Source organism: Paraburkholderia polaris (assembly GCF_012927345.1).
In the GTDB taxonomy this organism is placed as follows: Bacteria; Pseudomonadota; Gammaproteobacteria; order Burkholderiales; family Burkholderiaceae; genus Paraburkholderia; species Paraburkholderia polaris.
Genome location: NZ_JABBGJ010000034.1, coordinates 89,870 through 104,281, shown reverse-complemented (window position 1 = coordinate 104,281; position 14,412 = coordinate 89,870). Strand labels below are relative to the sequence as shown.

At 61.4% G+C, this 14,412-nt stretch carries 11 protein-coding genes; 5 read left to right on the top strand and 6 right to left on the bottom strand.

Translation table 11 applies throughout. The features are described 5' to 3' along the window. Positions 1 to 65 precede the first annotated feature (65 nt). The 3 genes from HHL24_RS28840 to mfd form a co-directional block, all read right to left on the bottom strand. Positions 66 to 1,100 (bottom strand): threonine/serine dehydratase, encoded by a 1,035-nt coding sequence (locus HHL24_RS28840; protein WP_169488741.1) that lies wholly within the window; start codon positions 1,098 to 1,100, stop codon positions 66 to 68. A gap of 54 nt (positions 1,101 to 1,154) precedes the next feature. Next, positions 1,155 to 2,405, bottom strand: coding sequence for an acetylornithine deacetylase (argE, locus tag HHL24_RS28835; RefSeq protein WP_169488740.1), 1,251 nt, complete (start codon positions 2,403 to 2,405; stop codon positions 1,155 to 1,157). 231 nt (positions 2,406 to 2,636) lie between these two features. Next, positions 2,637 to 6,119, bottom strand: a complete 3,483-nt coding sequence (gene mfd / locus HHL24_RS28830) for a transcription-repair coupling factor (protein ID WP_169488739.1) — start codon at positions 6,117 to 6,119, stop codon at positions 2,637 to 2,639. Between the two features lie 121 nt (positions 6,120 to 6,240). On the opposite strand from mfd, the gene ispD reads away from it, so the two are divergent. Further along, positions 6,241 to 6,957: a 2-C-methyl-D-erythritol 4-phosphate cytidylyltransferase gene (gene ispD, locus HHL24_RS28825; protein WP_169488738.1), complete on the top strand. Its 717-nt coding sequence runs from the start codon at positions 6,241 to 6,243 to the stop codon at positions 6,955 to 6,957. Positions 6,958 to 7,001: 44 nt separating this feature from the next. Next, on the top strand, positions 7,002 to 7,481 hold the full coding sequence (gene ispF, locus HHL24_RS28820) for a 2-C-methyl-D-erythritol 2,4-cyclodiphosphate synthase (RefSeq protein ID WP_169488737.1): 480 nt from the start codon (positions 7,002 to 7,004) through the stop codon (positions 7,479 to 7,481). 160 nt (positions 7,482 to 7,641) lie between these two features. Here ispF and HHL24_RS28815 read toward each other — a convergent pair whose 3' ends face one another. The 3 genes from HHL24_RS28815 to ompR form a co-directional block, all read right to left on the bottom strand. Beyond that, positions 7,642 to 8,190 (bottom strand): peroxiredoxin, encoded by a 549-nt coding sequence (locus tag HHL24_RS28815; protein WP_169488736.1) that lies wholly within the window; start codon positions 8,188 to 8,190, stop codon positions 7,642 to 7,644. A gap of 183 nt (positions 8,191 to 8,373) precedes the next feature. Further along, positions 8,374 to 9,723: an ATP-binding protein gene (locus tag HHL24_RS28810; protein WP_054039512.1), complete on the bottom strand. Its 1,350-nt coding sequence runs from the start codon at positions 9,721 to 9,723 to the stop codon at positions 8,374 to 8,376. A 192-nt stretch (positions 9,724 to 9,915) separates the two neighbouring features. Next, positions 9,916 to 10,650, bottom strand: a complete 735-nt coding sequence (ompR, locus tag HHL24_RS28805; protein ID WP_006048917.1) for an osmolarity response regulator transcription factor OmpR — start codon at positions 10,648 to 10,650, stop codon at positions 9,916 to 9,918. A 229-nt stretch (positions 10,651 to 10,879) separates the two neighbouring features. Here ompR and HHL24_RS44175 point away from each other — a divergent pair, with 229 nt between their 5' ends. The 3 genes from HHL24_RS44175 to HHL24_RS28790 all read left to right on the top strand — a co-directional run bounded on the left by HHL24_RS44175 (position 10,880) and on the right by HHL24_RS28790 (position 14,406). Further along, entirely contained in the window at positions 10,880 to 11,212 is a 333-nt protein-coding gene (locus tag HHL24_RS44175; RefSeq protein ID WP_169488735.1) for a hypothetical protein, read from the top strand. Between the two features lie 173 nt (positions 11,213 to 11,385). Continuing rightward, the gene (locus tag HHL24_RS28795) at positions 11,386 to 13,017 is read left to right on the top strand and encodes a DUF1800 domain-containing protein (protein WP_407947534.1); all 1,632 of its coding nucleotides are present in this window, start codon (positions 11,386 to 11,388) and stop codon (positions 13,015 to 13,017) included. Positions 13,018 to 13,161: 144 nt separating this feature from the next. Then, positions 13,162 to 14,406, top strand: a complete 1,245-nt coding sequence (locus HHL24_RS28790) for a DUF1501 domain-containing protein (RefSeq protein WP_169488733.1) — start codon at positions 13,162 to 13,164, stop codon at positions 14,404 to 14,406. The last annotated feature ends 6 nt before the right edge of the window (positions 14,407 to 14,412 follow it).

Genomic DNA, 14,412 nt, shown 5'->3' with positions numbered 1-14,412 from the left:
TAATCGAATCATACCAATCTGAGAAGGATAGGCTAGTCTTTTGGCACGGAAAGCGCGGATTGGCTTTATTCTGGAAACTGTGCCTGACTATGCCGCGCCCGTTCAATATGCGCGGCAAAACTGACCGGGTCGGTATTGGTGCCGCACAACAGCACACCTACGCGTTTGCCTTGCAGCGTTTCGCGCAGCGGTCCGAGCAGCGCCGCCGTAGCTGCGGCGCAGGCCGGCTCCACGGCGAGCTTAAGTTGTCCGAACAAGGTCAGCATGGCCGCGCGCAACTGGTCGTCGGATACGGTGACGAGCTGGTCGATATGACGGCGGCACAACTCGTAGCTGTATTCCTCGGTATGCGGCGACGCCAACGAATCGGCAATGGTGTGCATGTGGCCCATCTTAACCGTGTGATTGGCCGCAAAGCTTTTGCCCATCACATCCGATCCTTCCGGTTCGACGCCGTAGACGTGCACCCTCGGATTCGCGAGCCGCATGGCGGTGGCCACACCGGCAGCGAGACCGCCGCCGCCGATCGGCACGATTACCGCTTCGAGGTCGGGCGTTTGCGTGGCCCATTCATAGCCGAGCGTGGCCGAGCCCAGCACGGTGCGATAACCGTTGAACGGGTGCACGAAGTAGCGGCCTTCCTCCGCCTCGATACGGCGCACCAGTTCGAATGCCTCGGCAATGTTTTCCGCGAACACGATGTCCGCGCGATATTGCCGGCACAAGGCGACGCGTGCCGGATTGGCCGCACGAAACAGCACGACCTTTGCGCTGATGCCAAGGCGCATGGCCGCATACGCGACCGCCACGGCATGATTGCCGCCTGAAACACAGGTGACGCCCGCGCTGCGTTGCGCTTCGTCGAGCGCGAGCAGGTTGGTGAACGCGCCGCGCGCCTTGAAGCTGCCGCCCGCTTGCAGCAACTCGAACTTAAAGTTCACTACCGTGCCTTCCAGTGACGGAAAGTCGAGCCGGTCGAACACCGGCGTTCGCGTCACCCACGGCGTCAACGCAAAGTGCTGCGTGGCGATGTCGTCGAGTGTGGGGATCGGCTCGCCGTCGATCGTATGGTCGGTGTGTTGCGGCGTGGCGGTTGACATGGCGTGGGCGTGTGTTCCTCAATAAGCGTAAGACTCTTTTTGCGCCAGTCGGTTTCAGTGCGCGTGCGCGTCAACCGACATGCTGTGAATGAATTTTTGCAAGAAACGTTCGCACGCCACGAGCTGATCCAGCGCCACGAACTCGTTGGCCTTGTGCGCCTGCTCGATGTCGCCGGGGCCGCAGACAATGCTCGGAATGCCTGCCAGTGAGAACAGCCCGGCTTCGGTGCCGTACGCGACCTTGCGTTTGTCCTGGTCCGCGGTCAGCGCACGCACGAGTTGTGTGATCGCGGCTTGTTCAGACGAATCGAGGCCGGGCGCGGCGGCAATCTTCGTGATCTCGATCGCCGCAGATGGATGCTCGCGCAACATTTTCGGCAGCAGCGTTTCGCGTGCATATTGATCGATACGCGCGAAGATCGGTTCGGGGTCGAGCGTGGGCAGATTGCGGAATTCAAACTGGAACTTGCATTCGGCCGGCACGGTATTGATCGCATTGCCGCCGATAATCGTGCTGGTTTGCGACGTGGTGAAGGGCACGTCATACAGTTCGTCGAACGGGCCTTGCTCGCGGAATTGATCGGCCATATCGCGGATGTAGCAGATCAGGCGCGCGGCGTATTCGATGGCATTCAAGCCCTTCGGCGTGAGCGACGAATGCGCTGCCTGGCCGCGCACGCAGCACTGATACGCGTTGATGCCTTTGTGCGCCACGATCGGCCGCATGCTGGTCGGCTCGCCGACGATGCAGCCGTCCGGCTTCACGCCGCGCTTCATCAGATCGGCAATCAGGAGCGGCGCGCCTGCGCAGCCCACTTCCTCGTCGAACGACAAGGCGAAGTGAATCGGCTTGGCGAGTTTGGTGCGCTGCATATCGGGCACGAGTGCAAGCGCCGCGCCGATGAAGCCCTTCATATCGCAGGTGCCACGGCCGTACAGTTTATCGCCGCGAATTTCCGGCTTGAACGGATCGCTGTCCCATTGCTGACCGTCTACGGGCACGACGTCTGTATGGCCCGACAGCACCACACCGCCGTTCGTCTCACCGTTGTGCGCGGGGATCGTTGCGAACAGATTGGCCCATTTGCCGCTTTCGTCGTGCGTGAGCGTGGCCTCGATGCCGACCGCGCGCAATTCGTCGCGCACGGTTTCGATCAGACCGAGATTCGGATTGCGGCTCACCGTGTCCATCGACACGAGACGGGTTACCCAGGGAAGCGAGGCGGGGAGCGATGCAGGCGAGGAAGAATTTGATTCAGAGGCGGGCGTTTGCGACGATTGCGCTGATTCAGCGACGTGAGACATGACAAGACTCCAGCATTTGAGTCTTTCGATCATACCCAAAAAAAACGCACCCGTATGCTGCGGAGCGCATTTGCGCACCGCAGCATGAACGAAAAACCGCTAGACGTAGCCGGTTTTTCGAGTGCCGGCGTGGGTGCCGGCGCAGGTGCCGGCGCAGGTGCCGGTATAGGCAGCGGTGTTAAAGCCGCTGTTGACGCGATATCGCCGCGTTAGCACGAACGCTGCGATACGTTAGCGCGCAGCAGTCGTGGCCGCCGTGCCGCGGCTGGGCGTGCCGAGCGCGCGCAAGGTTTCTTTCACCGTCGCCACACGCACGGCCAGATCCGGGCTGCGCGTTTCAATCCGCAGCTTGTCCTGGCCCGCGAGTCTGATGTGCTTGTGCTTCTGCACCATCTCGATGATCCGCATCGCGTCGATAGGCGGATTGGGGATGAACTGCAAGCCGATCACGTTTTCGCCTGCATCGATTTTTGAAATGCCCAAAGGCTTGGCCGCCAACCGCAGACGATGTGTCTCGATGAGCGCATGCGCTTGCGGCGGCAACTTGCCGAAGCGATCGATCAACTCTTCCTGAATGCCGTCGATCGAATCGTTGTGTTCACAATTAGCGAGCCGCTTGTAGAGCGACAGACGTTCCTGCACGTCGCCGCAATAATCCGCGGGCAGAATCGCGGGCGCGTGCAGATTGATCTCGGTGGTCGCGGCGAGCGGCGCGGTGAGGTCCGGCTCCTTGCCTTCCTTGAGCGCCTTCACGGCGTCGTTCAGCATGTCGGTATAGAGCTGGAAACCGATCTCCTGAATCTCGCCCGATTGCTTGTCGCCGAGCACTTCGCCCGTGCCGCGAATCTCCAGGTCGTGCATCGCGAGATAGAAGCCCGAACCGAGTTCCTCCATCTGCTGGATCGCTTCGAGACGGCGCTGCGCCTGCTTGGTGAGTCCTTGCGGGTCATGCACCAGCAGATACGAGTATGCCTGGTGATGCGAACGGCCTACGCGGCCACGCAACTGATGCAATTGCGCGAGGCCGAACTTGTCGGCGCGGTGAATCAGGATCGTGTTGGCGCTCGGTACGTCGATACCGGTTTCGATAATCGTCGTGCACAGCAGAACGTTCGCGCGTTGGGCAACGAAGTCACGCATCACGCGTTCGAGTTCACGCTCATGCATCTGTCCATGCGCGACGGCGATGCGCGCTTCCGGCACGAGCGCTTCAAGCATCTGCCGGCGATTCTCAATCGTCTCGACTTCGTTATGCAGGAAGTACACCTGGCCGCCACGTTTCAACTCGCGCAACATCGCTTCGCGAATCACGCTGTCTTCTTCGCGACGCACGAAAGTCTTGATCGCGAGGCGCTTTTGCGGCGCGGTGGCGATGACAGAGAAATCACGCAGGCCTTCGAGTGCCATGCCGAGCGTACGTGGGATCGGCGTGGCGGTGAGCGTGAGCACATCGACTTCAGCGCGCAACGCTTTCAATGCCTCTTTCTGACGCACGCCGAAACGGTGTTCCTCGTCGATGATCACGAGCCCCAACCGCTTGAACTGCACGTCCGACGACAGCAGCTTGTGGGTGCCGATCACGATATCGACCGTGCCTTCGTTGATCTGCTGGATCGCTGCGTTGACTTCCTTGGTCGACTTGAAGCGCGACAATTCGGCAATGCGCACCGGCCAATCGGAGAATCGATCAGTAAAGGTTTGCGTGTGCTGTTCGGCGAGCAGCGTGGTGGGCGAGAGCAGCGCAACCTGCTTGCCGCCCATCACCGCGATAAACGCCGCGCGCAATGCCACTTCGGTCTTGCCGAAACCGACGTCGCCGCACACGAGGCGGTCCATCGGTTTGCCGCTCGTCATGTCGCCGATCACGGCGGCAATCGCTGCGGCCTGGTCCGGTGTTTCCTCGAAGCCGAAGCTCTCGGCGAACTTCACATAGTCTTTCGGTTCGAGCGCGAACGCATGGCCTTCACGCAGGGCGCGACGGGCGTACAGGTTCAGCAGCTCGGCAGCGGTGTCGCGGATCTGCTGCGCGGCTTTGCGTTTGGCCTTTTCCCACTGGCCTGAACCGAGCGAATGCAACGGCGCGCTTTCCGGATCCGCGCCGCTGTAGCGCGAGATCACGTGCAACTGCGCGACCGGCACGTAGAGCTTGCTGTTGCTCGCGTATTCGAGGTGCAGGAACTCGGTCTCGCCTTCGCCGAGATCCATTGTGACGAGGCCCATATAGCGGCCGATGCCGTGCTGCGAATGCACGACCGGATCGCCGATCTTCAGTTCGGACAGATCGCGCACCATCGAATCGACGTTGCTCGCCTGTTCCTGACGGCGGCGCCCCGCGCGGCGCGCGAGCGGGCCGTAAAGCTCCGTCTCGGTGATGATCGCGATGCCGTCGGCGGGCACGGCAAAACCGTTGGCCAGCGGTGCGACGCCAAGCGAGAAACGCGTGTCGCTCGTGAGCCAGCTTTGGAATGTGTCGCTCGATGCCGGCCTCAGATGATTGTCGGCGAGCAATTGCAAGAGCGTTTCGCGCCGACCGGCCGATTCAGTGGCAAAGAGCACGCGGTTCGGCGTGGTGTCGAGGTAGGCGCGTAAGGCCGAGACCGGATCTTCCGCGTGACGGTCGATCGCAAGATTCGGCAACGGGATTGACCAGCCGCCGCCCGCGTTGGCGGGCAAGACGAGCCGCGCGAACGGCTTGGCGAACGTGAAGAAATCCTCGTCCGACAGGAACAGGCGCTGCGGTTCCAGAATCGGCCGGTCGCGATCGTGCGACAGGAAGTTGTAGCGCTGTTTGGTGTCGTTGGTGAAGCGCTTGATCGCCGCGTCCAGATCGCCGACGAACGCCAGTTGCGCGCCTTCGGGCAGATAGTGGAACAGCGTCGCCGTCTCGTCGAAGAAGAGCGGCAAATAGTATTCGATGCCCGCTGAAGGCACGCTGTTGCCGATATCCTTATAAATCGACGCGCGGCTCGGATCGCCCTCGAAGGTCTCGCGCCAGCGACTGCGGAATGCCGTGCGGGCGGCCTCGTCGAAGGGGAATTCGCGGCCGGGCAGCAGACGCACGTCTTTCACCGGATACAGGCTGCGCTGCGTGTCCGGATCGAATGCACGGATCGAGTCGACCTGGTCGTCGAACAGGTCGATCCGGTACGGTAGCGGCGAGCCCATTGGATACAGATCGAGCAGCGAGCCGCGTACGCAGTATTCGCCGGGGCGCACCACCTGGCTCACATGCTCGTAGCCGGCAAGCGTCAATTGCGCTTTGAGCCTGGCTTCGTCCAGCCGCTCGCCTTGCGAGAAGGAGAACGTGTAGCCCGCCATGAACGAGGCAGGCGGCATTCGGTACAAAGCGGTGGTGGCCGGCACCAGCAGGATGTCGCAGCGGCCTTCGCCGAGATCGTGCAGCGTGGCGAGGCGCTCGGAGACCAGATCCTGGTGGGGCGAAAAGGTGTCGTAAGGCAGCGTTTCCCAGTCGGGCAGCAAACGCACGCGTGCCTCGGGCGCGAAAAAGCTGATTTCCTGCGACAGCCGCTGCGCGTCGACGGCGCTTTCGCAGACGACCGCCAACAGCGGCACCTTCTCGCGATAGGCAAGGTGGTAGCGGGCGATCAGCAACGCGTCGGACGAGCCGTGCGTGCCGTCGAAGGCAAAACGCTGGCCGGCCTTGACGAGCGCGACGGGCGGGGAGTACTGCGATGTTGCGGCGATGTCTGGCATAAAAGAGAAAAAGCGGCCTCAGGCTCACACGTGATCGGCAAGTTTACGCGTGTCAGGGCGTGGATGCGAAGGACCTATTATAAAATCCGTCCTTTACTTTAACCTCGCGGCATCCGCACTCGTGACTTCCCGTCTATTTGCCCTGATTCCGTGCGCAGGCACCGGCAGCCGTTCCGGCGCCGCGATGCCCAAACAATATCGCACTGTCGCCGGCCGCGACATGTTGCATTACTCGCTGGCGGCTTTTGACGCCTGCAGCGAGTTTGCGCAAACCCTTGTGGTGATTGCCCCGGACGACCAGCACTTCGACGCCCGCCGCTTCAGCGGCTTGCGTTTCGCCGTGCGCCGCTCCGGCGGGGCCTCGCGCCAGGCGTCGGTGCTGAACGGGTTGCATGCGCTGGCCGAATTCGGCGCGCATGACGACGACTGGGTGCTGGTGCACGACGCCGCGCGGCCCGGCATTACGCCTGGCTTGATCCGCACGCTGATCGCCGCGCTGAAGGACGACGCGGTGGGCGGCATCATGGCCTTGCCCGTTGCGGATACCTTGAAGCGGATAGATGCAGGTTCGTCCGACGGGCGGATTGCCCGCACCGAAGCCCGCGATGGCCTGTGGCAGGCGCAGACGCCGCAGATGTTCCGCATCGGCATGTTGCGCGAGGCGATTTTGCGCGCGCAGGCGGACGGTCACGACCTGACCGACGAAGCGAGCGCGATCGAGTGGCTGGGGCACGCGCCCAAGTTGGTGCAGGGGAGTTTGCGTAACTTCAAGGTCACTTATCCGGAAGACTTCGATCTGGCCGAGGCGATTCTGTGCCGGTCGTCTTCGGCTTCCTGACTGGATAATCAAATTTTAATGAAGGGGCTGAGGACTTGACGCATATGGATTTCAGAATTGGGCAGGGTTATGACGTGCATGCGCTGGTGCCGGGACGTCCGTTGATTATCGGCGGCGTGACGATTCCCTACGAGCGCGGGCTGCTCGGGCATTCGGATGCGGATGTGCTGCTGCACGCGATTACCGACGCTATTTTCGGCGCGGCCGCGATGGGCGATATTGGGCGGCACTTCTCCGATACCGATGCCAAATTCGCTGGCGCGGATAGCCGGGTTTTACTGCGTGAGTGTTTTGCTCGCGTTAAAGCCGCCGGATTTTCTATCGCTAATGTGGATAGCAGTGTGGTTGCGCAGGCGCCCAAGTTGGCGCCCCATATCGAAGGGATGCGCGCGAATATTGCTGCGGATCTTGACCTGCCGGTTGAGCGGGTCAATGTTAAGGCTAAGACTAATGAGAAGCTGGGTTACCTCGGGCGCGGGGAGGGGATTGAAGCGCAGGCTGTGGCTTTGCTGATCAAGAATTGAGGTTGGTTTTTTTGCCTTTGCGGCGGTTGTTTATCTGCATGCCGGTGGCGTTGGCCTTTCCTTGAATTGATATTGGATTATTAGCCCCGCACAGGGGCGAACGCTAACAAACCAATAAGTAATCAAGGAAAGGCCCAAGACCACCTTCCGACAGCACTGCCTACAGCGTTGAGCCGCCGACTGCGCGGTTGCAAGGACACAGTTCGTCCGTCTGCAACCCATCCAGAATACGCAGCACTTCTTCTGGATTACGACCGACGTTCAGGTTGTTCACCGAAACGTGCTGGATCGTGTTGTCCGGATCGACGATGAACGTTGCACGCAGCGCCACGCCCGCTTCCGCGTCGCGCACGCCCAGCTGGTCAATCAGCTCGCCCTTAACGTCGCCGAACGAATAATGGTTCAGCTTGCTCAGGTCCTTGTGCTCACGGCGCCATGCCAGCTTGACGAATTCGTTGTCCACGCTGCCGCCCAGCAAGACCGCATCGCGCTCTTCGAAATCCTTGGCTAGCTTGCCGAATTCAACGATTTCCGTCGGACAGACGAATGAGAAATCCTTAGGGTAGAAATAGATAATCTTCCACTTGCCCGGAAATGACTGCTCCGTAATGTCCTCGAATGCGGACACGCCGTTTTCTTCGTGGTTGTTGAAGCCCGGCTTGGCAGCAGTGACCGTGAACGCTTCAACTTTATCGCCAACGGTTTTCATGCGAATACTCCTTCGTTTGATCGAAAAATTGCATGTTGAGGCTACTGGCTCGCCGTAACGAGCACGTACACGTCTCCGATATTGGTTTATTGGATCATCCGCCCAATAGCTCTCCTCTAACAATCAGGGTGCTGATATCCGACGCGGCCGGTGGTCGCAAGAACCGTGCAGACGCACAGACAATCAGGCGCCTTTTGCCAGCGGAAACTCGATCGTCACTTCGAGACCCGGGCCTGGCGTGCGATTGCGCAGGCGCAACGCGCCGCGATAACGGCCTACCAGTCGCTGCACAATGGCCATGCCAAGGCCCGTGCCGTTCGCCTGGGTGCGCGCCGAGTTCACACGATAGAAGGGGCGTGTGACAAGGGCCAGTTGGTCTTCAGGAATTCCGGGCCCTTCGTCGACCACCGACAACTCGACACGCGAATGTGACACCCTTGTTTCCAGAATCACATGCGGTATGCCGTCGCCGTCGCTCAAACCATACTTGCGCGCGTTCTCCAGCAGATTGCCGACCACGCGACGCATATCGGTTTCATCCGCTTCGATCACCGCCGATGGCGCGAGGCGCGTGATCAGGCGCATGCTGTCTTCGCTCTGCATTCGCGCGGCAAGCTCGCCTGCGATTACCGACAGATCGACGGGTTCCGGCACACGCTGTACGGGACGAGCGTAATCGAGGAACCGGCCGATGATCATGTCCATCTGCTCGATGTCGTCGACCATCGCATCCTTGGTGGCCTGGTCGGACGGGCTCATTTCGGTTTCGAGCCGCAGCCGCGCAAGCGGGGTGCGCAGATCGTGCGAAATACCTGCGAGCATGAGTGCACGGTCGGCCTCGAGCTGTTCGAGGTCCTGCACCATCTGGTTGAAACTGCGATTGGTCTCGGCGGCCACGCCCATGCCGCGCTCGGGCAGCGGCTCCGGCGACTGGCCGGAGCCGACCTTGCGCGCGGCCATCGCGAGCCGGGCGAATGGGCGGTTCACGAGACTGGTGATGAAGGCCGCGCCGAACAGTGACAGCGCCAGCGCGAACACGCCCCAGCCGGCCCACTGCAAGCCCGTTGCGTTGTCCAGTTGATCGCGGTCGAGCGCCACCCAGTAATCGTCATCGTCGATCTTGAAGCTGATCCAGACGCCGGGGATATCGTTGACGCTCTGTGCAATGACCGTGTCGTCGCCGAGGCGGCCGCGAATGTCGTGTTCGATCAGCCGGTTGAGCGACTCGTCCGGTTGGAGTTTGTACTTGTCGGTGGTTTCGCGCGGGTACACGCGCACCCCTTCATTGCTCTCCAGATCCTGCAGCAGGGCGCGCCGCAGGTCGGGATCGGAATAGAGGAGTGCAGTGCGTGTGAGCTTGACGATAGCAACCAGTTGCAACGCCACGCGCTGTGCGCGCGGCTCGCGTTCGATCACCCGAAAGCTCTGGAACCACGCGGCGAGACTGACTGCGATCAACAACGCGATCAACAGAAAGGTCCGCCAGAAAAGGCCACCGAACGCGAGCGTCAGGAGGCGCCGGTCGATCCGCATGGGCCCTTCTTATTTAGAAACTATCTTGCATGGGACCAGAGATAAGCGCTTTGCATGGGACCAGAGTAATCGCGCTGAAGCGCGAACTCTGGTCGACAGCTAAAGCGCCAACTCTGGTCGACTGCTTTGCATGGGACCAGAGATAAGGCGCTAAAGCGCCAACTCTGGTCGACACAGGAGCTGAGGACAAACTCAGGCTGCACCGTCAGGAATGAACACGTAGCCCAGACCCCAGACGGTTTGGATGAAACGCGGGCTGCCCGGATCAGGTTCGATCAGCTTGCGCAGACGCGAAATCTGCACGTCGAGACTACGGTCGAAGACTTCATATTCACGACCGCGCGCCAGTTCCATCAGCTTTTCACGCGACAGCGGCTGACGCGGGTGACGTGCAAACACCTTCAGCACCGAAAACTCACCCGTGGTCAGCGGAATTTCCTGGCCGGCCTTGGTGAGCGTGCGGGTGGCGAGATTCAGCGCGAACTCGCCGAACTCGAACACTTCGGTGGTTTCGGACGGCGCGCCCGGCAACTCCGACGGCGACTGGCGGCGCAGCACCGCGTGAATCCGGGCGACCAGCTCGCGCGGGTTGAACGGCTTGGGCAGATAGTCGTCGGCGCCCATTTCGAGCCCGACGATACGATCGACATCTTCACCCTTGGCCGTCAGCATGATGATCGGGGTGCGGTCGTTGCTGCCGCGCAAGCGGCGGCAGATCGATAGGCCGTCCTCACCCGGCAGCATCAGATCGAGCACCAGCAAGTCGAAGCGCTCACGCACCCAGAGCTTGTTCATGGAAGGCGCGTTCTCGGCAACGTAGACATTGAAGCCCTGTTCACCGAGGTAGCGGCGCAGCAGATCGCGCAGGCGCGGATCGTCGTCGACGACGAGGATTTTCGAAGGGTTTTTGGTTTCCATGGTCGGCATCTTAGCGCGATTAGAAAGTGGCGCGCGGTTGCATCATTTAACGGGTTACAGTCAGTTACAAAATTTACCCGCACTGTGGCACGACGTAAAGCACGGGCAGGTAGACTCCTTTACTGAATGCGGCTGTTCGGTGGATACTTCACTCGACTAAAACTCTCGCACCCGGCTCGCTACCGGGGTCTGTATACGCATTTGAGGTAGCCGGTTGCCGCGCCACGAAGGGAACAACATGAAGGGAGGGGTTTGGCCGAATGTGCGCCTAAGCGTAGCTGCACTGGCGGTAGCCGGGACGCTTGCAGGCACACTAGGACCAACGCTCGCCCACGCCCAGCCTTCGGCCGACAGAGCTGTGAGCGAACGCGTGCCCAAGTCGGCTAATTCCAGGGCGAATCGCCGCAATCCCAACACCAACAACGACAGCCCTGCGTCAGACGTCATGTTGCGCACTGCAGTTCCCCCCGATCTTGATCAACGCCGTCGTGATGGCCATATGACGCCCGACGAACGGCGTCTGCTGCGGCAGCACATCGAAGACGCTGTCCGCGAACTCTATAAGCGGTAGCTATTTTCGTGCCTGCTCTGGGCACGCCGATCGTGCGTTGTCCGCGCGTGAAAGATTTCGTTGCACTTCCTCCGTCAACTTTGCCGTTCCATCTGCCGTTGAGCTGCCAGAGCAGAGCGCGTTTTGCATGCGCGAATGCCTTTCCGTGACGCCTCGCAACCGGATGATCGATGATGAAAGTGCTGACAGGCGGTAATGGTGGGCGCTGGCTTGCAGTTACTGCCACTGCGCTCGCGGCTGTGACGTGGTGTGCGCTAGCACTGGCCGTGCAGCAAGGCGCTTCTCATGCTCCCTACAACACGCGTCGCGCGCCGGCTGCCGCATCTGCCGTTTCCCCTGCCGACCAGGACATCCTCGACGCCGATGACGCGCGCTTCTTCCTGACACGCGTCGGCTTTGCGCCCGACAGTGGCGAGGTCGCGCAATACGTTGGACTCACGCGCGAGCAGGCCGTCGACAAGGTGCTGGCAGCAACCCGAACCGAATCCGTCACACCGCTGCCCGTCTGGGTGCTCGAACCGATCCCGACACGCGAAATCCGCAAGACGTGGACGGACGATCAACGCCGTGACGAGCAGCGACTGCGTGGCCAGCGTTACGAAATATTACGTGCGTGGTGGGTGCGCGAGATGTTGAGCACGCCGTCGCCGCTGACCGAACGCATGACGCTCTTCTGGCACAACCACTTCACGTCGGGGCAGGACAAAGTCCAGTATCCGCAGCAGATGGCGCAGCAGAACATGCTGTTGCGCCATGACGCGCTCGGCAACTTCGGCGAGCTGTTGCACGACGTCGCGAAAGATCCGGCGATGCTGCAATACCTGGACGGCTCGAGCAATCGCAAGGGCAAGCCCAATGAAAACTTCGCGCGTGAAGTGATGGAGCTATTCACGCTCGGCGAAGGGCACTACACGCAGCGGGACGTATCGGAAGCCGCGCGTGCCTACACAGGGTGGAGTCTCGACCCCGACGCGCAGACGTACGTGTGGCGCGCCAACCAGCACGACGACGGCGACAAGACCGTGCTGGGTCAAACCGGTCCGTTCGACGGCGATCAGGTGCTCGACATCCTGCTCGCCCGACCGGAAACCGCGACCTTCGTCACGACCAAGCTGTGGCGCGAGTTTGTCTCCGATACCCCGGACCCCGCCCGCATCGCACCGATCGCCGCGCAGTTCCGCGCGAGTCACTACGATATCAAGGTCGCGCTGCGCGACCTCTTCATGAGCGACGCGTTCTGGGACGACGGCGATCGCGGTGTCCTGGTGAAATCACCGGCGGAGTTCGTCGTCGGAACACTGCGTGCGTTCGACATCGGCTACGACAACACGGCACCGTTCGCCGCGCAGATCCGCACGCTCGGCGAGAACCTGTTCTACCCGCCAAACGTCAAAGGATGGCCGGGCGGCACAATATGGATCAACAGTTCGACACTGCTTGCGCGCAAGCAATTCGTCGAGCAATTGTTTCGCGCGACTGAAACCGCCGGTCCGCGGCGTATGAACAATCCAACGAGTGCGAAGATCGCCGCGAGCGGCACAGCCGCCAATATGCAGGCGAATCCGCCGATGCAGCGCGCGACGGCGCGAGTCGGCCAGGCGGGCCAAGGTGGCGTACGCTTTGACATTGACACGTGGCTTCTACATTACAACACGGCGCCGACGTCGAAGCCGGGGCTATCGGTGGAGCTTCAGTTGCAGCACGCTGTCTTGCCGCTTACGCCGGTTGACGCGATCGCAACCGATTCGACCGCCAGTGCTTATCTGGAGGCGTTGCTGATGGACCCGGCTTATCAGTTGAAATGAGCAACCGGGCTATCCGTTGAAGTGAGCGACTGCGACGGGCGACGGAATTGAGCAGAGCAACCGTTTAACCCAGGTCGGCAGCGCGAATAAACGGTCCGTCGACGGCGGCAAGACACGCGCCATGACAATCGAACGAGGTGCAGGATGAAACGACGCAGCTTTCTCTCGATGTGCGCAGCCGCCGGCGCGACGCTCTGGTTGCCACGCGCGTTCGGCGCGCAGGCGGCAGCGCCCGGCGGCTCGATGAATCGCGGCTACGGCAACCTGCTGATTCTCGTCGAGTTGAAGGGCGGTAACGACGGTTTGAATACCGTGATTCCGTTTGCCGATCCCACTTACTATCAGCTGCGTAAAAACATCGGCATCAAGCGCGAGCAGGCGATTCAGCTCGACGAGCGCACCGCGCTGCATCCGTCGTTGCAGCCTCTGATGCCGCTTTGGCAGAGCCAGCAGTTGGCGATCGTGCAGGGCGTCAGCTACGCGCAACCGAACCTGTCGCATTTCCGCTCGATCGAGATCTGGGACACCGCGTCGCGTTCGGATCAATACTTACGCGAGGGCTGGTTGACACGTGCATTCGCGCAGGCTCCGGTGCCCGCCGGTTTTGCCGCCGACGGCGTCGTGATCGGCAGCGCGGAAATGGGGCCACTCGCCAATGGCGCGCGCGCGATCGCGCTGGTCAATCCGGCGCAGTTCGTCAAGGCTTCGCATCTCGTCACACCGGTGTCGCTGCACGAGCGTAATCCGGAATTGGCGCACATTCTCGACGTCGAGAACGACATCGTGAAAGCCGCCGATCGCCTGCGCCCCACACAAGCTCAGGCGCAATTGAAGACGGTGTTTCCCGGTGGCGCATTCGGCAGTTCGATCAAGACCGCGATGCAGGTACTCGCCGCTGGTGATGCCCCGCAGGAAGCCCCCTTGGGGGGCACGTCGCAAGGTCAGCCGAAGAGCGGGCAGGGCGTCGCGGTGATCCGTTTGACGCTGAACGGTTTCGATACGCATCAGAACCAGTCCGGTCAGCAGGCGGCGCTGCTCAAGCAACTGGCCGAAGGGTTTGCGTCGATGAAGTCGGCGCTTGTGGAGCTCGGCCGCTGGAATGAGACGCTGGTGATGACCTACGCCGAATTTGGCCGGCGTCCGCGTGAGAATCAGAGCAACGGCACCGATCACGGCACCGTGGCGCCGCATTTCGTGATGGGCGGGCGAGTGCGGGGTGGCCTGTACGGCGTGCCGCCGGTGCTCGCGCGCCTAGACGGCAACGGCAACTTGCCGGTCGGCGTCGATTTCCAGCAACTCTACGCGACTGTGCTTGGGCCCTGGTGGGGGCTCGACGCGTCAGCGATCCTGCAGCAGCGGTTCGAGCCGCTGCCGTTATTGCGCGTCTGATAACGG

Coding starts and splice junctions, on each gene's coding strand:
- argE (WP_169488740.1), bottom strand. CDS start 2,405: ATGTCTCACGTCGCTGAATCAGCGCAATCGTCGCAAACGCCCGCCTCT.
- HHL24_RS28790 (WP_169488733.1), top strand. CDS start 13,162: ATGAAACGACGCAGCTTTCTCTCGATGTGCGCAGCCGCCGGCGCGACG.
- HHL24_RS44175 (WP_169488735.1), top strand. CDS start 10,880: ATGAAGGGAGGGGTTTGGCCGAATGTGCGCCTAAGCGTAGCTGCACTG.
- HHL24_RS28815 (WP_169488736.1), bottom strand. CDS start 8,190: ATGAAAACCGTTGGCGATAAAGTTGAAGCGTTCACGGTCACTGCTGCC.
- HHL24_RS28795 (WP_407947534.1), top strand. CDS start 11,386: ATGAAAGTGCTGACAGGCGGTAATGGTGGGCGCTGGCTTGCAGTTACT.
- mfd (WP_169488739.1), bottom strand. CDS start 6,119: ATGCCAGACATCGCCGCAACATCGCAGTACTCCCCGCCCGTCGCGCTC.
- ompR (WP_006048917.1), bottom strand. CDS start 10,650: ATGCCGACCATGGAAACCAAAAACCCTTCGAAAATCCTCGTCGTCGAC.
- ispF (WP_169488737.1), top strand. CDS start 7,002: ATGGATTTCAGAATTGGGCAGGGTTATGACGTGCATGCGCTGGTGCCG.
- HHL24_RS28810 (WP_054039512.1), bottom strand. CDS start 9,723: ATGCGGATCGACCGGCGCCTCCTGACGCTCGCGTTCGGTGGCCTTTTC.
- HHL24_RS28840 (WP_169488741.1), bottom strand. CDS start 1,100: ATGTCAACCGCCACGCCGCAACACACCGACCATACGATCGACGGCGAG.